Source organism: Streptomyces nodosus, assembly GCF_008704995.1.
In the GTDB taxonomy this organism is placed as follows: domain Bacteria; phylum Actinomycetota; class Actinomycetes; order Streptomycetales; family Streptomycetaceae; genus Streptomyces; species Streptomyces nodosus.
On record NZ_CP023747.1, the window covers coordinates 2,293,014 to 2,311,129 of the forward strand.

General features: G+C 72.8%; 16 protein-coding genes. 8 read left to right on the top strand and 8 right to left on the bottom strand.

The window, feature by feature from the left end; translation table 11 throughout:
* Positions 1–90: 90 nt before the first annotated feature.
* The 5 genes from CP978_RS10460 to CP978_RS10480 form a co-directional block, all read right to left on the bottom strand.
* Positions 91–3,249 carry an efflux RND transporter permease subunit gene (locus CP978_RS10460; protein ID WP_043439708.1) on the bottom strand — a complete coding sequence of 1,053 codons (3,159 nt, stop codon included), beginning with the start codon at positions 3,247–3,249 and terminating at the stop codon, positions 91–93.
* 249 nt (positions 3,250–3,498) lie between these two features.
* Positions 3,499–4,179, bottom strand: a complete 681-nt coding sequence (locus tag CP978_RS10465; protein ID WP_043439710.1) for a response regulator — start codon at positions 4,177–4,179, stop codon at positions 3,499–3,501.
* Positions 4,180–4,201: 22 nt separating this feature from the next.
* Positions 4,202–5,452, bottom strand: coding sequence for a sensor histidine kinase (locus CP978_RS10470; RefSeq protein ID WP_043439712.1), 1,251 nt, complete (start codon positions 5,450–5,452; stop codon positions 4,202–4,204).
* 108 nt (positions 5,453–5,560) lie between these two features.
* On the bottom strand, positions 5,561–5,839 hold the full coding sequence (gene pspAA, locus CP978_RS10475) for a PspA-associated protein PspAA (RefSeq protein WP_043439715.1): 279 nt from the start codon (positions 5,837–5,839) through the stop codon (positions 5,561–5,563).
* A 39-nt stretch (positions 5,840–5,878) separates the two neighbouring features.
* Positions 5,879–6,673, bottom strand: coding sequence for a PspA/IM30 family protein (locus CP978_RS10480; RefSeq protein WP_043439716.1), 795 nt, complete (start codon positions 6,671–6,673; stop codon positions 5,879–5,881).
* Between the two features lie 298 nt (positions 6,674–6,971).
* On the opposite strand from CP978_RS10480, the gene CP978_RS10485 reads away from it, so the two are divergent.
* The 3 genes from CP978_RS10485 to CP978_RS10495 all read left to right on the top strand — a co-directional run bounded on the left by CP978_RS10485 (position 6,972) and on the right by CP978_RS10495 (position 9,626).
* Entirely contained in the window at positions 6,972–7,604 is a 633-nt protein-coding gene (locus CP978_RS10485) for a DUF3043 domain-containing protein (protein ID WP_079162080.1), read from the top strand.
* 83 nt (positions 7,605–7,687) lie between these two features.
* Entirely contained in the window at positions 7,688–8,389 is a 702-nt protein-coding gene (locus CP978_RS10490; RefSeq protein ID WP_043448374.1) for a class I SAM-dependent methyltransferase, read from the top strand.
* A 151-nt stretch (positions 8,390–8,540) separates the two neighbouring features.
* Complete coding sequence (locus CP978_RS10495) at positions 8,541–9,626, top strand: S1C family serine protease (protein ID WP_043439718.1); 1,086 nt, start codon at positions 8,541–8,543, stop codon at positions 9,624–9,626.
* Between the two features lie 39 nt (positions 9,627–9,665).
* Here CP978_RS10495 and CP978_RS10500 read toward each other — a convergent pair whose 3' ends face one another.
* Entirely contained in the window at positions 9,666–9,878 is a 213-nt protein-coding gene (locus CP978_RS10500) for a hypothetical protein (protein ID WP_043448376.1), read from the bottom strand.
* A gap of 115 nt (positions 9,879–9,993) precedes the next feature.
* Between CP978_RS10500 and CP978_RS10505 the strand changes: the two genes are divergently transcribed.
* Entirely contained in the window at positions 9,994–11,193 is a 1,200-nt protein-coding gene (locus tag CP978_RS10505; protein WP_043439719.1) for a bifunctional adenosylcobinamide kinase/adenosylcobinamide-phosphate guanylyltransferase, read from the top strand.
* Here CP978_RS10505 and CP978_RS10510 read toward each other — a convergent pair.
* A complete protein-coding gene (locus CP978_RS10510; RefSeq protein ID WP_043439720.1) occupies positions 11,182–12,249 on the bottom strand; it encodes a class I SAM-dependent methyltransferase in 1,068 nt (355 codons plus the stop codon). The genes CP978_RS10505 and CP978_RS10510 overlap by 12 nt on opposite strands.
* Positions 12,250–12,409: 160 nt before the next feature.
* On the opposite strand from CP978_RS10510, the gene cobT reads away from it, so the two are divergent.
* From cobT to CP978_RS10530, 4 genes are all read left to right on the top strand, one after another.
* Entirely contained in the window at positions 12,410–13,561 is a 1,152-nt protein-coding gene (gene cobT / locus CP978_RS10515; protein ID WP_043439723.1) for a nicotinate-nucleotide--dimethylbenzimidazole phosphoribosyltransferase, read from the top strand.
* Between the two features lie 75 nt (positions 13,562–13,636).
* The gene (locus tag CP978_RS10520; protein WP_043439726.1) at positions 13,637–15,430 is read left to right on the top strand and encodes a phosphatidylglycerol lysyltransferase domain-containing protein; all 1,794 of its coding nucleotides are present in this window, start codon (positions 13,637–13,639) and stop codon (positions 15,428–15,430) included.
* A 28-nt stretch (positions 15,431–15,458) separates the two neighbouring features.
* Positions 15,459–16,154, top strand: coding sequence for a hypothetical protein (locus tag CP978_RS35220; protein ID WP_052454073.1), 696 nt, complete (start codon positions 15,459–15,461; stop codon positions 16,152–16,154).
* A gap of 99 nt (positions 16,155–16,253) precedes the next feature.
* Positions 16,254–17,036, top strand: coding sequence for an adenosylcobinamide-GDP ribazoletransferase (locus tag CP978_RS10530; RefSeq protein ID WP_150478193.1), 783 nt, complete (start codon positions 16,254–16,256; stop codon positions 17,034–17,036).
* A gap of 281 nt (positions 17,037–17,317) precedes the next feature.
* On the opposite strand, the gene CP978_RS10535 is transcribed toward CP978_RS10530, so the two are convergent.
* Complete coding sequence (locus CP978_RS10535; protein ID WP_043439728.1) at positions 17,318–18,112, bottom strand: endo alpha-1,4 polygalactosaminidase; 795 nt, start codon at positions 18,110–18,112, stop codon at positions 17,318–17,320.
* Between the last annotated feature and the right edge of the window lie 4 nt (positions 18,113–18,116).

Sequence of the window (18,116 nt, forward strand, 5' to 3'; positions counted from 1 at the left end):
CGCGCCGATGGGGCCGTGTCCCACCCCGCGAAAGACGGCGAGGCCCGGCCCGCACATCCGTGCGGGCCGGGCCTCTGCCCTGTCGGGACGTCACACGCTCGCGTGCTCCGGCTCCCCGGACTCGTCGGCCCGGGTCACCTCGGCCGGCTCGCTCGGCGCGGTGGGGGTCCCGTCGCGCTTCGCCCGCTTCGCGGCCTTCTTCTCGGCGCGGCGTTCCTTGCGGAGCTCCAGCATCGCGTAGAGGGTCGGGACCAGCAGGAGGGTCAGCAAGGTCGAGGTGATCAGACCGCCGATCACCACCACCGCCAGCGGCTGGGAGATGAAGCCGCCCTCGCCCGTGACGCCCAGGGCCATCGGCAGCAGCGCGAAGATGGTGGCCAGAGCGGTCATCAGGATGGGGCGCAGCCGGTGACGGCCACCCTCGATCACGGCCTCGACGATGCCGTACCCCTGGGTGCGGTACTGGTTGATCAGGTCGATCAGCACGATCGCGTTGGTCACCACGATGCCGATCAGCATCAGCATGCCGATCATCGCCGGAACACCCATCGGGGTGCCCGTGACGATCAGGAGACCGATCGCGCCCGTCGCCGCGAACGGGATGGAGACCAGCAGGATCAGCGGCTGGGCCAGGCTGCGGAACGTCGCCACCAGCAGCATGAACACGATCGCCACGGCCGCCAGCATCGCCAGGCCGAGGTTCTTGAACGCGTCGTCCTGGTCCTGCGAGACACCACCGATCTGCGCGGTCGCGCCGGACGGCAGCTTCAGAGCGTCGATCTTCGACTGGAGCTCCGTGCTCACCGCGCCGGTGTTGTCACCCGTCGGGCGCGCGGTGATCGTCGCCGCCCGCTGACCGTCGATCCGGGTCATCGACACCGGACCGTCCACCAGCTTCACATCGGCGATGTCACCGAGCTTGACCGCGCCGAGGCTCAGGTTCTTCAGCTGGTTCAGCGTCGTGGCCGGCTTCGCCGCCCGGATGACGATGTCCCGCTCGGTGTCGTCGATGATCGCCTTGCCGGACGGGGTGCCCTGCACCGCCTGGCCGACCGCGGCGCCCAGCGTCTGGTCGTTGAAACCGGCCGCCGCCGCACGGGAGTTGGCCTTGACCGAGATACGGGGCACGCTCTGCGCCAGGTCGCTCGTCACATCGGTGACGTTCTTGAGCTTCGCGACCTCGGTGCGGACGTCCGCCGCGGCCTTGCGCAGGGTGTCCGCGTCGGCCGCCTTGACGACCACGCTCAGGTCCTGGCTGCCGAAGCCGTCCCCGGCCGACACCGTGGTGGTGCCGACCCCGGAGAGCGAGGCCAGCCCGTCCTCGATGCGGTTCTGCACGTCCGTACCCTTGGCCGAGTCGTCGAGCATCACCGAGTACGACGCCTGGTTGGTGTCCGTGCCGCCGCCGAAGGCGGCCATGAAACCGGACGAACCGATCGTCACCTGGTAGTCCTTGACGCCCTTCGTCCCGGAGAGCATCTTCTCGACCTTGCGCACCGAGGCGTCGGTCGCCGCCAGGCTGGTGCCCGGCTTGAGCTTCTGACTGATGCTGAGGACCTGCTGCTCGCCCTGGTCGAAGAAGTTCGTCTTCAGCAGGGGCGCCATGCCGAAGGTCGCGACCAGCACGACCACCGCGATGGCCACACTGGTGAGGCGGCGGCGGGTCGCGAAGCGCAGCACCGGAACGTACAGGCGCTGAAGGCGGCTCTTCGCCTCCTTCTCCTCCGCGGCGCGGCGGGCCGCCTCCGCGTCCTCGGGCGTGCCCTTCGGGGCCCGCAGGAACCAGTACGACAGGACCGGGACCACCGTCAGCGACACCAGCAGCGAGGCCAGCAGCGCCGCCGTCACGGTGAGGGAGAACGAGCCGAACAGCTCGCCCACCATGCCGCCGACCAGGCCGATCGGCAGGAAGACCGCGACCGTCGTCAGCGTGGAGGAGGTCACCGCTCCGGCCACCTCGCGGACCGCGGTGAGGATCGCGCTCTGGCGCTCCTCGCCGTAGCCGAGGTGCCGCTTGATGTTCTCCAGGACCACGATGGAGTCGTCGACGACCCGGCCGATGGCGATGGTGAGCGCGCCGAGCGTCAGCATGTTCAGCGAGAGGTCGCGCGTCCACAGCACGATCAGGGCCAGGACCACCGACAGCGGGATCGAGACCGCCGTGACGAGGGTGGAACGGATCGACGCCAGGAAGACCAGGATCACCAGCACCGCGAAGAGCAGACCCAGCGCGCCCTCGGTCGTCAGACCGGAGATGGCCTTGGAGACCGCCGGGCCCTGGTCGCTGACCACGGTGAGGGTGGCGCCGCTGCCGAGGTCCTTGCGCAGGTCCGGCAGCTTGTCCTTGACGGCGTCGGAGATGGCGACCGCGCTGCCGTCGTGGTCCATGGTGACGACCACGGCGAGGCTGGGCTTGCCGTCGGTCCGGGTGATGGCGTCGGTCCTGGCCTCCTGCTGCCGGACCGTGGCGACGTCACCGAGGCGTACGGGCTTGCCGCTGCCGCCGGGCTCTCCCGCCACCATCAGGTCCTGGATCTGCCGCAGCGAGGTGAAGCCGCCGCCGACCTGGACGGTGCGGTTGGCGCCGTCCTCGTCGAAGGAGCCCGCGGGGACCGTGGCGCCGCCCGCCTGAAGGGCCTGGCCGAGCTGGGCCGTGGACAGGCCCGCCCGGGCGAGCTTGGCCTGGTCGGGCGTGACGGTGACCTGGAGGTCGCGTGCACCGTTGACGGTGACCTGGCCGACCCCGCTGATGTCCTTCAGCGCGGGCACCACCGTCTTGTCCAGCTGGTCGGCCAGGGCCTGCTGGTCCTTGTCGGAGGTGACGGCGAGCACCACGGTCGGCATGTCGTCCGTCGAACCCGCGATGACCTGCGGTTCGACCGAGTTCGGGAGCCGGACGCGGGCCCGGTTGACGGCCTGCTGGACGTCGGCGACGAGCTGCTTGGTGTCGTTGCCGTAGTCGAAGGACGCCATGATGACGGCGTTGCCCTCGCTCGCCCGGGAGGTGATGCCCTTGATCCCGGTGACACCCTGAAGGCTGTCCTCGAGGGGCTCGACGACCTGCTTCTCGACGACGTCCGGGGAGGCGCCCTGGTACGGCGCCAGGACGGAGACCATGGGCAGGTCGATGGTGGGCAGGAGTTGCTGCTTGAGCTGCGGGATGGCGATCGCCCCGAAGACGATCGCAATGATCGACATCAGACCTATCAGGGCCCGTTGCGCGAGGCTGAATCGTGACAGCCAGGACATGGGTCGGCGTCTCTCTCTGTCGCTGAGAAGAAGGGTCAGAGCGCAGATGAGGCGCCCTCCCCTACACCTTGGGCCACCGCGGAGGGCCGATCCGTCGCCCCAGAGTCCATTTCCTCGGGGGCTCCTACTACGGGCGCAGTACGGCCCGGCCGGGCCCGGTCCACCCGTGGACGTACCGGGCCGGCCTCCCCTCAGAGCTCCGAACAAAAGTGGGGCCCGGCGGGCGGCGCCCACTTTTGTTCGGAGCTCTCAGTCCACCCTGGGGCGTACCAGTCCCGACTCGTAGGCGATGACCACCAGTTGGGCCCGGTCACGGGCGCCCAGCTTGGCCATGGCCCGGTTGACATGGGTCTTCACGGTGAGCGGGCTGACCTCCAGCCGTTCGGCGATCTCGTCGTTGGAGTGGCCGCCGGCCACCTGGACGAGGACCTCGCGCTCGCGTCCGGTGAGGGTGCCGAGCCGGTCGGAGCGGGCCGGGTCGTGCCGGTCGTCGCCGTCGCCCTGGGCGAGGAACCGGGCGATGAGCCCCTTGGTGGCGGCGGGCGACAGCAGGGCCTCGCCCCCGGCCGCGACCCGGATGGCGCTCAGCAGTTCGTCGGGTTCCGATCCCTTGCCGAGGAAGCCGGACGCCCCGGCCCGCAGCGACTGCACCACATAGTCGTCGACCTCGAAGGTCGTCAGGATGACCACACGGACCTGGGCGAGAGCGGGATCGTCGCTGATCAGGCGGGTGGCGGCGAGGCCGTCCGTGCCGGGCATCCGGATGTCCATGAGGACCACGTCGGGGCGCTGCTCCCCGGCCAGCCGGACCGCCTCCGCCCCGTCGGACGCCTCCCCGACCACCTCCATGTCGGGTTCCGAGTCGACCAGCACACGGAAGGCACTGCGCAGCAGCGCCTGGTCGTCGGCGAGCAGGACACGGATGGTCATACGGGGTCTCCCTGGAGCGCGGTCACACGGACCCGCCGGCCGCGGTCGTCACATGGTGGTCGACCGGCAGGATCGCATGGACCCGGAAGCCGCCTCCGTAGCGGGGACCGGCGCTGAGGGTGCCGCCGAGCGCGGTGGTGCGCTCCCGCATGCCGAGCAGCCCGTGTCCGCCGGGTCCCGGGTGTCCGTCCCGCCCGTCGTCGTCCCGCTGCCCGGTGCCGTCGCCCGCTCCGTCGTCGAGCACGGTGACCTCCACGTTCGGCCCCACGCGTACGACACTGACCTCGGCCTTCGCCGACCGGCCCGCGTGCTTGCGGACATTGGTGAGGGCTTCCTGGATGACCCGGTAGGCGGCCAGGTCGACGGCGGCCGACAGGGCGGTGTCATGGTCGGCGCGGGCGACCTCGACGGGAAGACCGGCGTTGCGGAAGGTGTCCGCGAGTTCGTCGAGGTGGGCCAGGCCCGGGGCGGGCTCGGTGGGGGCCTCGGGATCGCCGGACTGACGGAGCAGACCCACGGTGGCGCGCAGTTCGTCGAGCGCGGAGCGGCTGGCCTGGCGCACATGGGCGAGGGCCTCCTTGGCCTGGTCGGGCCGCTTGTCCATGACATGGGCGGCGACCCCGGCCTGCACATTGACCAGGGCGATGTGATGGGCCACGACATCGTGCAGATCGCGGGCGATGCGGAGCCGTTCCTCGGCGACGCGGCGGCGGGCCTCCTCCTCCCGGGTGCGTTCGGCCCGCTCGGCGCGTTCCCTGATGGCATGGACGAAGGCGCGGCGGCTGCGCAGGGCGTCACCGGCGGCCGCGGCCATGCCGGTCCAGGCGAAGACGCCGAGGTTCTCCTGGGCGTACCACGGCAGGGGGCCGGCGAGCATGGCGGCGCCGGTCAGGGCGGTCATGGTGAGCAGTCCGACCCGCCAGGTGGTGGGGCGGTCGGTGGTGGAGGCGACGGTGTAGAGCGCGATAACCGTGGCCATCACCACGGGGGCGCGGGGGTCGGCGGTGACGAGTTCCACCAGGGAGAGCGCGGCCGTGACGGCGAGGACGGCCAGGGGGTTGCGCCGCCGCAGGGCCAGCGTCGCCGCGGCCAGCACCATCAGGGCCAGGCTGAGCGCATCGGGGGTGCGGGCGCCCCAGGTGGGGCCGTCCTCGCCATGGGGGTCGACGAAGGAACCGGCCACCATGCAGAGGAGTACGGCGACCGCGAGAACGGCGTCCAGGGCCAGAGGGTGGGCGCGGAAGCCGTCCCGGGTGCGTTCGAGGGTGCTCACCCCAGCAAAGGGTACGGGCCGGCCGCCGGGCACGGAACGGGCGGCGTCCGCCCCGCCCGGGAGCCGCCCCGTGCCCGTCTTCCGGGCGGGGCGGCGGGGGCTCGGTGGTCAGCCCGGGATCAGGCCGTCGTCGCTGAGCATGTCGCGGACCTCCTCGAGGGAGGCGTCCGGCGACGGGAGGATCAGCTGGGACGGTTCCAGGGAGTCGTCCGGGAGGGGGGTGCCCAGCCGGCGGACCGCCTCCAGGAGGGATCCCAGGGTGCGGCGGAAGCCCTGCTCGTCCCCGCTCTCCACCTCCCGGAGCAGCTCGTCGTCCAGCTTGTTCAGCTCGGTGAGGTGGCCGTCGTCCAGCTTCACCTGGCCTTCCCCCATGATCCGTACGATCATGCCGCCCTCCTCAGGCGTGGGACGCGGTGGGTGACAGGGTCACTGCTTGTCGAAGCGCGGGGTGTCCTGCGGCTGGGACTGGGTCTGCCCCTGGCCCGCGCCGCCCTCGATGGCCTGGGGCTGTGCGGAGCCGCCGGCCAGTTCCGCCTTCATGCGCTGCAGTTCCAGCTCCACGTCCGTGCCGCCGGAGAGCCGGTCCAGCTCGGCCTGGATGTCGTCCTTCGCCAGTCCGGAGGAGTCGTCCAGGGCGCCGGAGGCCAGCAGTTCGTCGATCGCCCCGGCGCGGGCCTGGAGCTGCGCCGTCTTGTCCTCGGCCCGCTGGATGGCCAGACCGACGTCGCCCATCTCCTCGGAGATGCCGGAGAAGGCCTCGCCGATACGGGTCTGCGCCTGCGCCGCGGTGTACGTCGCCTTGATGGTCTCCTTCTTCGTGCGGAAGGCGTCCACCTTCGCCTGGAGACGCTGGGCCGCCAGGGTGAGCTTCTCCTCCTCGCCCTGGAGGGTCTGGTGCTGGGTCTCCAGATCCGTGACCTGCTGCTGGAGCGCGGCGCGCCGGGACAGCGCCTCACGGGCCAGGTCCTCCCGGCCGAGCGCCAACGCCTTGCGGCCCTGGTCCTCGAGCTTGGAGGACTGGCCCTGCAACTGGTTGAGCTGCAGCTCCAGGCGCTTACGGCTGGTCGCCACGTCCGCGACGCCGCGACGCACCTTCTGCAACAGCTCCAGCTGCTTCTGGTACGAGTAATCGAGGGTCTCGCGCGGGTCCTCGGCCCGGTCAAGGGCCTTGTTCGCCTTCGCGCGGAAGATCATCCCCATACGCTTCATGACACCGCTCATGGGCTTCGCGCGCCCCCTTCTGACGGACTCCAGCTCACACGTCTGCGACAGAACCCACAGTACGGGCCCTGCCTCTATTACCGCACTGTCCGGGGACGGATGCGGTCATCCCCAAGGACGACTGCATGCGCTCCCCGCTCCGGCGCAGGGATTAGGTGTCCCCCGAGGTTACCCACGGACGGACTCCCGGTTCTCCCCCGGTCTCCTCCGCGAGAACGGCGGTGTCGCCCTTCGCGACCCCTGTGTCCTCGTACAGACGACCGGTGTTGCCGGATCGTTCCCCAACCCGCTGGGGTCCATGCGGGGCCAACCCGTACCCTTGGGATTTGTGTTCCGTAGCCGTGCCAAGGAAGAGAAGGCCCAGACCGCCGACAAGGCGCCGGTGACCGACTCCAAGCAGATCCGTGACCCGCAGGCCCCGAAGGGCAGGCCCACGCCCAAGCGCAGTGAGGCCCAGGCCCAGCGGCGCAGCGTGGCCAACACGCCGACCACCCGCAAGGAGGCCGCCAAGCGGCAACGCGACGAGCGCCGCGTGCTGATGGAGAAGCAGCGCCAAGCGCTGGCCGGGAACGGCGACGAACGGTATCTGCCGGTGCGGGACCGGGGGCCGGTGCGCAAGTTCGCCCGTGATTTCGTCGACACCCGCTTCAACGTCGCGGAGTTCTTCCTCCCGATGGCCGTGATCATCCTGGTGCTGACCGTGGTCCAGGAGAGCCGGGCGCAGAACCTCGCACTGCTGCTGTGGATGATCGTGATCCTGCTGATCGTGATCGACTCGATCCTGTCCAGCGTCCGGCTGCGCAAGCGGCTGAACGAGCGCTTCCCGGACCAGAACAAGAGGGGCGCGATCCCCTACGCGCTGATGCGCTCTCTCCAGATGCGCCGGCTCCGGCTGCCGAAGCCGCAGCTCAAGCGCGGAGAGCGGCCCTGAGCACGGATTCCTTCACCGGGGAGGCGGCGGACGCCTGGTTGAGCGGGCTGGGGGGCCTGCGCGACCTCGTGCGGCAGGAACTGGTGACCCGGCAGCTCGACGAGCAGATATCCGGGCGGTTCCGGGTCGGGCAGCGGCTGCGGGTGCTCGACGTGGGCATGGGCCAGGGCACCCAGGCCCTGCGCCTGGCCCGGGTCGGCCACCAGGTCACCGGGCTGGAACAGGACCAGAAGATGATCTCCGCGGCCCGCGAGGCGCTGTCCCGCGAGCCGGACGGCATACGGTCCCGGGTGCGGATCATCGAGGGCGACGGCCGGGACACCGGGGTGCACTTCCTGCCGGGCAGCTTCGACCTCGTGCTGTGCCACGGGGTGCTGATGTACGTCGAGGAACCCGATCCGCTGGTGGCGGGGCTGGCCCGGATGCTGGCGCCCGGCGGCCTGCTGTCGCTGCTGGTCCGCAACGGGAACGCGCTGGCGGTGCGGCCGGGGCTGTCCGGGGACTGGGCGGGGGCGCTCAGCGCGTTCGACACCATGACGTACACCAACCGGCTCGGCCTCGAGGTGCGCGCGGACCGGCTGGAGTCGCTGACCTCGACGCTCGCGGGGATCGGGGCACCGCTGCACACCTGGTACGGGGTGCGGATCTTCACCGATCTGGCGGTGGACGGGGCGGAGCCGCCCGCCGAGGTGGAGACGCTGCTGGCGGCCGAGGAGCGGGCCGGGCGGACGGATCCCTACCGCGGCGTCGCGGCACTGCTGCATCTGTGCGGGGTACGGGACTGAGGACCTCCCCCGCACGGCAGGGGGACACCGCCGCGGACGACCCGTCGTCGCAGGTGGGCGCGTCACCGCGGGTGGGCGCAGCCACGGCCGGGGGCCGCCGTTCGGGCGTACCGGACAAGCGCGGGCGGCGCCCCGCGCCGACACTCGGGGCATGGCCCCTTCCCGTACCCGCACCCGTACGCGTGCCCTGAGCCGGCGGTACGCGCCGACGCTGGTCTGTCCGCTGGTGCTGCTCGGCGGCTGCACCGGTTCCGACCCCTCGCCCCAGGCGGGCGGTTCGCCGACCCCGCAGGCGGCCACCCCCTCGCCCAGTCCGGCCACGGCGACCGATCTGCAGAGCGAGTACCAGAAGGTCATCAGGAACGTGCTGCCGTCCGTCGTGCAGATCCAGGCCGGCAACTCCCTGGGGTCCGGCGTGGTCTACGACGGCAGGGGGGACATCGTCACCAATGCGCATGTGGTCGGGAACTCGCAGACCTTCAAGGTGACCACGGCCAACAGCCGGACCGCGCTCACCGCGCGCCTGGTCTCCTCGTACCCGGACCAGGATCTCGCCGTCATCAGGCTGGAGAAGGTGCCGAAGGGGCTGAAGGCGGCGGTCTTCGGGGACTCGGCCAAGGTCGAGGTGGGGCAGATCGTCCTCGCCATGGGCTCGCCGCTCGGGCTGTCGTCCAGCGTGACCCAGGGCATCGTCTCGGCGACCGGGCGGACCGTCAGCGAGGGGGGAACCACGGGCGCCACCATCGCGAACATGGTGCAGACCTCGGCGGCGATCAACCCGGGCAACAGCGGGGGCGCGCTCGTCAATCTCGACAGCGAGGTCATCGGCATCCCCACACTCGCCGCGATCGACCCCGAGCTGGGCAACAGCGCGGCGCCCGGCATCGGGTTCGCGATCCCGGCGTCCACGGTGAAGACCATCGCCGACCAGATCGTCAGGACCGGCAGGGTCACGGTCTCGGGGCGGGCCGCGCTCGACATCACCGGCCGCACCGTGGTGAACAGCTCCTACCAGCCGGTCGGAGTGACGGTGGTCGAGGTCAAAAGCGGTGGCGCGGCCGCGCGGGCGGGCCTGCGGACCGGGGACATCATCACCAGGTTGGGTGACACGGACGTCACCACCATCACCTCGCTCGCCGAGGCGCTCGCCCGTGACAAGCCGGGGCAGCGGACGACGGTCACCTACACCCGGAACGGGAACTCGACGACCACCGAGGTCACCCTGGGCGAGCAGTAGCGGGGACGGGCGAGGGCCGTGCGGCCCTCGCCCCGCGGACTACGCCTCCTCGGCGTGCAGGTTCATCGGCCCGTAGATCTCCGTGCTGTCCTCGAACAGCCGCACCTGGTCGGCGCCCCCGTCGGCCAGTTCCCTCCAGTGCTCCCCGATCCAGGACTCGGCGTCCCCCTGCGTGGTGAACTCCTCGGGCACGACCGCGGGCTGGACCTCCGCCCCGTCGGCCTTCTCGAACCGCCACGTCCATGCCGCCATGTACGCCTCCAAGATGTGAGCACATGCAGAGCAACGGCCGGACCACCGGACCCGGCTGCCGCACTGAGCCTAGCCGGACGGGCGACACCCGCGGCGACCCGGGAAAATCGGGTCCGTGGAACTGACTCTGCTCGGAACCGGTGCCCCGGCGGGGCTCCCCCGCCCCGACTGCCCCTGTGCGGCCTGCGCCCGTGCGCTCGGCCCGGAGGCGCGCGCGGCGACCGCGCTGCTGGTGGACGGGGTGCTGCTGCTGGATCTGACGCCGGGCGCGGCCTTCGCGGCGGCGCGCGCCGGGCGGTCGCTGGCCGGGGTGCGCCAGGTGTTGCTGACCCATCCGCACGACGGGCCCCCGGTCGAGGTCCCGGCGGGCCTGCCGACGCCCGTACGGGTGCCGGACGGACGGGACCTGGCCCTGCTGACCGGGCACCGGGTGCGGGCCCTGGCGATGGACGCGCCGGGCACCGGGTACGCGGTGACCGGTCCGGACGGGCGGCGGCTGCTGTATCTGCCGCCGGGCGCGGCCCCCGCGGGCGTCGAGGAGCCGGCGGCGCCGTACGACATGGTGGTCGGCGATGTCCTGGGGCGGCCGGACGGACTCGCGCGGCTGCGCGCGGTGGGGGCGCTGGGGCCGACCACCGATGTGGTCGCGGTCCATCTCGGTCACGAGGTGCCGCCGGGTGCCGAGCTGCGGCGGCGGCTGGCCGCGGCGGGGGCGCGGGCGGTGCCGGACGGGACGACGCTGGCGGTCGGCGCCTATGAGGCCGTGCCGGACGTGCCGCGGCGCACCCTGGTGCTGGGCGGGGCCCGCTCGGGCAAGTCGGTGGAGGCGGAGCGGCGGCTGGAGGCGTTCCCCGATGTGCTGTACGTCGCGACGGGCGGCACGCGGGGCGGGGACACCGAGTGGGCGGCGCGGGTGGCCGCGCACCGGGAGCGGCGGCCCGGCTCCTGGTGCACCACCGAGACCTGCGACCTGGTGCCCCTGCTGGGGCAGGACGGGCCGCCGCTGCTGATCGACTGTCTGTCGCTGTGGCTGACCGATGCGATGGACGCGGTGAACGCCTGGGACGACGCGGAGTGGTCGGACGGCGGTGAGCGGGCGCTGCGGGCCCGGGTGGCGGAGCTGACGGCGGCGGTGCGCGCCACGCGCAGGATGGTCGTCGCGGTCTCCAACGAGGTCGGTTCCGGCATCGTCCCGGCGACGGCGTCCGGCCGCCGCTACCGGGACGAACTCGGCCGTCTGAACGCCGCGTTCGCGGCGGAGTGCGAGCAGGTGCTGCTGGTGGTGGCCGGGCAGGCGCTGGCCCTACGCGGCTGAGACGGCCTTGCGGGCGATGACCCGGTAGGCGTTCGAGAAGCGGGTGCGCCGCAGCAGCGGGGCCAGCGTGTGGTCCAGGACCGCGGCCGTCGCCACCAGCGGGGTCGCTGCGCCCGTCAGGGCCGAGCGCAGCAGGCCGCGGAACACCGGCCCGGGGGCGTCCGGTGCCGGCAGCGCCCGGTCCAGGGCGAGCGCCAGGGTGCCCGAGAGGTCGTACGGCCGGTGCGCCTCGCGGCGGTCCGTGGTGACGATCACACAGCCCAGGGCCTCCACCTCGGCCAGCAGATTGACCAGCGGCATCAGATGGAGGGGGCCGGGCCGGCCGTACCCCGCCCCCCACAGGCCGGGCAGCGCGGCGAACGCGCAGCCGGGGTCGGGGACTTCGACGAGCAGATGGCCGCCGGGGCGCAGCACCGTCAGGGCGGCGCGCAGTTCCGCGCGGGGGTCGGGGGTGTGCTCCAGATGCTGGAACATGCTGACGACGTCATAGCGGGAGCGCAGCCGCGCGAGGATCTCCGGGTCGGTGAGATTCCCGTGGTGGGCCTCCTCGATACGGCCCGCGGTCCGTGCCCGCTCGATGCCCGGGTCGTCGTCGAGGCCGTCGAAGGAGGTGTACGGGAGGATCTCCCTGGCCGCCCGGGGGAAGCGGCCGTCCCCGGTGCCGATGTCGAGCCAGCTCTCCGGCTCCGGGAAGGGCAGCATGGCGCGGGCCGCGGCCCGGTGGCGCCGGGCGGTGCCGGGGGCGGTGAGGAGCCGTTCGGCGAGGCCGTCGAGCGGATGCGCCCCGGGGAGGTCCCGGTGGTGGGGGGTGAGTGCCCCGGCGGTGCGGTGGGGGTTCCGGAAGGCGTGGCCGCAGTCCCGGCACTCGTCGACGGCGACGGCGCCGGACGTGGGGTGGACCGGGCCGGGGATGCGCAGCCGGGTGCGCAGCCGCGTCGAGCCGCACCAGGGGCAGTCGGCGCGGCGCCGCTCCTGGAACCACTCGGGGCCCTGGGCGGGTTCACCGGGGCACCCGGCACTGCGGCCGGTGTCCGGCGGGTGCGGGACGGCGGGCATGGGCGGCTCCTGTGGACGGCGGTGACGGGGTGCGGCCGTGCGACGGACGAGCACGACGAACCATGCCAGAACGGTACGTACGGGAACCCGCCCGGGGATGCAAGGACGTGCCGTCGACGTGGCGCCCCGGTGGTCGATCCCTGGCGGTACTGTTCGGCGAATGAGCTCGCTTAATCTCGACGACTTCACCGATCTGATCGAGCGCCCGGACGGCGGGGTGCGCCGCGACGCGGAGGCACGCCGGGAGCGTCAGATCGTGCCGCCCGGGGCGCTGGGCCGCCTCGACGAACTGGGCGAGTGGCTGGCGGCCGCGCAGTCCGCCGTGCCGGTGCGGCCGATCGGGCGACCGCGGGTGGTGGTGTTCGCGGGCGACCACGGGGTCGCCGCGCTCGGGGTGTCGGCGCGGTCCGCGGGCACCGCGGACCGGCTGGTGCGGGCGCTGCTGGAGGGCGGCAGCCCGGCGTCGGTCCTGGCGCGCCAGCTGGACGTCCCGGTGCGGGTGGTCGACATGGCGCTCGACTGCGATCCGGAGGGGCTGCCGGAGGAGGTCGTGCGGCACCGGGTGCGCCGTGGCAGCGGGCGGATCGATGTCGAGGACGCGCTGACGCCCGAGGAGGCGGAGGCGGCGTTCCGGGCGGGGATGGCGATCGCGGACGAGGAGGCGGACGCCGGGACGGATCTGCTGGTGCTCGGCGATGTCAGCGTGGGCGGGACGACCCCCGCGGCCGTGCTGATCGCCGCGCTGTGCGGGACGGACGCCTCCGTGGTGACCGGGCGGGGCGGTCTGGCGATCGACGACCTGGCCTGGATGCGCAAGTGTGCGGCCGTGCGGGACGCACTGCGCAGGGCCCGGCCGGTGCTGGGCGACCAGTTGCAGTTGCTGGCGGCGGTGGGCGGCGCCGACCTGGCCGCGATCACGGGCTTTCTGCTGCAGTGCGCGGTGCGCAAGACCCCGGTGATCCTGGACGGGGTGGTCTCGGCGGCGTGCGCGCTGGTCGGCCAGCGGATCGCGTTCCGCGCGCCGGACTGGTGGCTGGCCGGGCAGCGCAGCGGGGAGCCGGCGCAGGCCAAGGCGCTGGACCGGATGGCGCTGGAACCGCTGCTCGACCACGGTGTGTCGGTCGGTGAGGGGACCGGCGCCCTGCTGGCGCTGCCGCTGGTCAGGGCGGCGGCGGCGCTGTCGGCCGAGCTCCCGGAGAAGCCGCCCGCGCCGCCCGCCGGGACCGAGGAGACGGAAGAGGCCGCAGGGGCCGAAGCAGCCGCAGGGACCGGGGAGGCCGCAGGGACCGGGGAGAGCGCGGAGAAGGAGTAGGCGGGCGGCGGGGCGCGGACTCCGGCCCGTACCGTTCCCCCGCACACCCCCGAGCGCCCCATATCATCGCGCTTCATGGGAGATGCCCGTTTTCATGCGGAACAGGAACGCGCGGACCGGCCGGAGAGCGGGGCACGGCGGTCCAGCCGGACCTCCCGGCGGGCCGCCGCGTCCGCCGTCTGGTATCTGCGTGCCGTCGCCTTCGTCAACTTCCTCTCCGCCGTATGGGTCTCCCTGGGGCAGGACGTGCGCCGGCACAACCAGGAGGACCTCTTCACGCCGTATCTGCTGACCGCGGGTTTCGCCTCGGGTGTGTTCACGATGTTCCTCGCGGTCACCATGCGCCGCCGCAAGCGGGCCGCCTGGATCCTCAACCTGGTGCTCAGCGGGCCGTTCCTGTTGCTGTTCGCCCTCACCATGACCTTCCCGGAGATCCGGCAGTACCCGCAGAACTGGGTCTCCCTGGTGCTCACCGCGGCCTTCGTCGGCGCGCTGCTGGCCGGGCGGCGGGAGTTCTACGCCAAGGGCGACCGCTCCAACCCCAGACTCGCGGCCGTCGTCGCGGCCAGCGGGCTGCTCGCCACCTCGCTGCTCGCCGCCCTGCTGGTGACGGTCACCAACACCGCGCACGACGCCGGACGTTCCACCTTCCCCGAGCGCTGGCGCTACGGCACCCTGCGGCTGGTCTCGGTCACCGTGGACGGCTCGCGCTACCCGGGGATCGCACCGCCCGCCTGGGTCAATGTCACCGTCAACGCCTTCAGCACCCTGCTGGTCCTCGCCGTCCTGTACGCCGCGTTCCGCTCCCGGCGGGCCGTCGACCCGATCGGCGAGGGCGACGAGAAAGAACTGCGGGCCCTGCTCGACCGGCACGGCGAGCGGGACTCGCTCGGCTACTTCGCACTGCGCCGGGAGAAGAGCGTGATCTGGTCGCCCACCGGCAAGGCGGCGGTCGTCTACCGGGTGGTCGGCGGGGTCTCGCTGGCCTCCGGCGATCCGCTCGGCGACCCGGAGGCCTGGCCCGGCGCCATCGAACCCTGGCTCGCCCAGGCGCGTGAGCACGGCTGGATCCCGGCCGTGATGGGCGCGAGCGAGGAGGCCGGGACCGTGTACGCACGGCACGGCCTGGACGCGCTGGAGCTCGGTGACGAAGCCATCGTGGAGGTCGGCGAGTTCACCCTCGAGGGCCGGGCCATGCGCACCGTCCGCCAGGCCTACAACCGGGTCGGGCGCGCCGGGTACACGGTCCGGGTCAGGCGCCATGCGGACATCCCCGCCGACGAGATGGCGTCCCTGCTGAGGAAGGCCGACGACTGGCGCGACGGGGCCACCGAGCGCGGTTTCAGCATGGCGCTGGGACGGCTCGGCGACCCCGAGGACGGGCAGTGCGTGATGCTGGAGTGCGCGGACGCGGAGGGGAGGCTCAGAGCGCTGCTGTCCTTCGTGCCCTGGGGGCCGCACGGGCTCTCGCTCGATCTGATGCGCCGCGACCGGGACTCCGACAACGGACTCATGGAGTTCATGGTCATCGAACTGCTGCGCAGGGCCCGGGAGATCGAGGTCACCCAGGTCTCGCTCAACTTCGCGATGTTCCGCTCCGTCTTCGAACGCGGTGCACGTCTCGGCGCCGGACCGGTGCTGCGGCTGTGGCGCTCGCTGCTCAGCTTCTTCTCGCGCTGGTGGCAGATCGAGTCGCTGTACCGGGCCAACGCCAAGTACCGGCCCATCTGGGAACCCCGGTTCCTGCTCTTCGAGAAGAGCGCGGACCTGCTGCGCATCGGGCTCGCCTCGGCGCGCGCCGAGGGGTTCCTGGAGGCCCCGGGGCTGCCGAAGTGGCTGCACCGCACGCATCTCCAGTCGCACAGATGAGGGGCGCCGGACCGAAGGGGACCGCCGGATGAACGGCCTCGCCCGCCTGGCCCGCACGGAGTGGGGAGGGCTGTATCGCACCGTGCGCGGGGCCCTCGCGCGGCGCGGCCTCCGGGCGGTCCCGACGACGCTCTCGGCGGTGTGTCTGACCTCGGTCCTGCAGTTCGTGCAGAACCAGCCGTGGGGCTTCGGGCCGGTGCAGGACATCGGATCGGTGCGGGCCGAGGAGCCGCTGGGCCAGGCCCTGCTGCGCACCCCCCTCTCCCTCTTCGTACCGGCCCTCGATCTGCCGGTGTGGGGGGCGCTGCTGCAGATCCTGCTGGTGTTCGGGGTCGCCGAGATCTGTCTGGGCTGGTGGCGCACGCTCGTCATCGCCTACACCGCCACCCTGGCCGGCACGCTGTACGCACGTGTGGGCATCGCCCTGGGCCCGCTCCACCCGCTGGGGCTGCCGGCCACGGACGCCCAGGTGGTCGACACCGGTCCGTCGGCGGCGGTGATCGGGCTCGCCCTGTTCCTGTGCTGGAGACATCGGGCGTACCTCACCGGGGGCGTGGTGATCGCGGCGATGATCGCGGAGCTGCTGCTCAAGGGGAACCTCGCGGGCAAGGAGCACATCGCCGCGATCGGGGCCGTGCTGGCGCTGTGCGGGCTGTCGGCGCTGCGCCGGCGTCCTGACCGCGGGATCGGCTGTGCGCCGGAAGCCCCGCCGGTCAAGCCCTGAACCCCGGGCCTGGACGACCGTGCCCGGACCCCCGTGCCCGGGCCCGCCCGGACGGGGCCGGCCCCGGTGCGGTCCGCGGTGCTCACGTACTCTTCGCCCGTGTCCAGGACCCCCTCCGCCCACGGCCTCCGCTTCGCCTTCGGCACCCTCACCGTGCTGCCCGTGCGGGTGAGCCGCTGGGACCGGGGGGCCGCACGGGGCGGGATGCTGTGCGCGCCGCTCGTCGGTGTGGTGGTCGGGGGGCTCGCCGGGCTGCTCGGCGCGGCGGCGCTGGCGCTGGGCGCCGGGCCGCTGCTCGCCGCCGTCTGCGCCACCGCGGTGCCGGCCGTGCTCACCCGGGGGCTCCATCTGGACGGGCTGGCCGACACCGCCGACGGGCTCGGCAGCGGGAAGCCCGCCGCCCAGGCGCTGCGGATCATGAAGCAGTCGGACATCGGGCCGTTCGGTGTGATCACGCTGGTGCTGGTCCTGCTCGCCCAGGTGGCGGCGCTGGCCCATGCCTACGAGGGCTCCTGGGCACGGGGCACGCTGGCCGCCGTCGTCTCGGCGACGGCCGCCCGGCTCGCGCTCACCCTGGCCGCGCGCACCGGGGTCCCGGCCGCCCGGCCGGAGGGGCTGGGGGCCGCGGTGGCGGGGGTGGTCCCGGTCCCGGGAGCGCTGGCGGTGACGGTCGCGGTGATCGCGGCGGCGGCGGCCGGGGGCGCGCTGCCGGGGGCGGGCGGCGCCCTCCGCACGACGGCCGCGGTGCTGCTGGCGCCGGCCGCCGCGGAGCTTTTGCTGCGCCACTGCACCCGGCGCTTCGGCGGGGTGACGGGCGATGTGTTCGGGGGGCTCGCGGAGACCGCGGCGACGACCGCCCTGGTCGTTCTGTCCCTGGGCTGAACCCCTGTGTCACCGGGCTGCCGCATCCCCTTGCCACGGCACCGGACTTCCCCGCGCCGACGCCAGGGTGACCCGCGGGACAGCCACATGATCGTGATCGGGGGACGACCGTGCCCGCGCTGCGCCGTGCCACGGCCTGCTCGCCCCGTGGGGCGACGTCCTCCGGGCCTCGCAGGGGTTCGGGCTCTCGCTGTGGCGCACCACGGTGCTGTACGTGGAGGAGGGCTTCGGGCTGCCGGTGCTCGACCGGGTGGCGGGGACGGCCGTCGAGGCGTTCCGGTTCAGCACGGCCGCCGCCATGCCCCCAACGCGTACTTCTTGAGCATCGAACTCAGCTTCAGCCGGCCGGAGTCGGGGCAGAAGCGTGCGGTCGGCAGCTCGTACTCGACGTGGAACACGGCCTTGTCCGCGTCGATGAAGGGCTTCAGCCGCCCGCACTCGTCGTACTGGGCGCACTGTTCGTTGACCGCGAAGTCGAAGTCCCGTACCAGCCGGGGTATCTGGTCGAGGTCGTTCTTCAGTCCGACGGCCATCCCCCGCTCATGGGCCAGCCTGGCGACGAGCCGGTTGTAGCGGAGCTGGTCGGCCGCCTTCAGGGGGAAGCCCGTGTCGTTGCGGTAGCCGTCCATGTTGTCGGGCTCCACCGCGTCGAAGCCCTTTCTGCGGCACATGTCGAGACGCTTCGCCATCAGGGGTTCGAGGACGTCGGTACGGCGGATGTCGAGCCAGCGCTCGCCCTCCCAGCCGTTGCCCCGGCCCAGCACGGACTTCGGGAACTTCTTCGCGTCCGGGCGGAACTTCTCCCACGCGCCGGTGGACAGATAGCAGATGACCTTGCGGTCCTTGCGGTGCAGTGCGGTGACGGTCGCCCTCGAGTGGTCGAAGCCGTCGATGTCGTAGACCGGTACGTCGACGGAGGTGTCGAGGCGCCCGCTGAGCTGCCACTGCCAGGCCACCCCGGGGCGCGGCCGCCAACGGGCGCCGCCCGTCCTGTCGTCGGCGGTGGTGGTGCCGGTGACGGTGGTGCACCCGGCCAGCAGCAGAAGCAGGGTGAGGAGCGGCAGGGTGCGCTTCACGGAC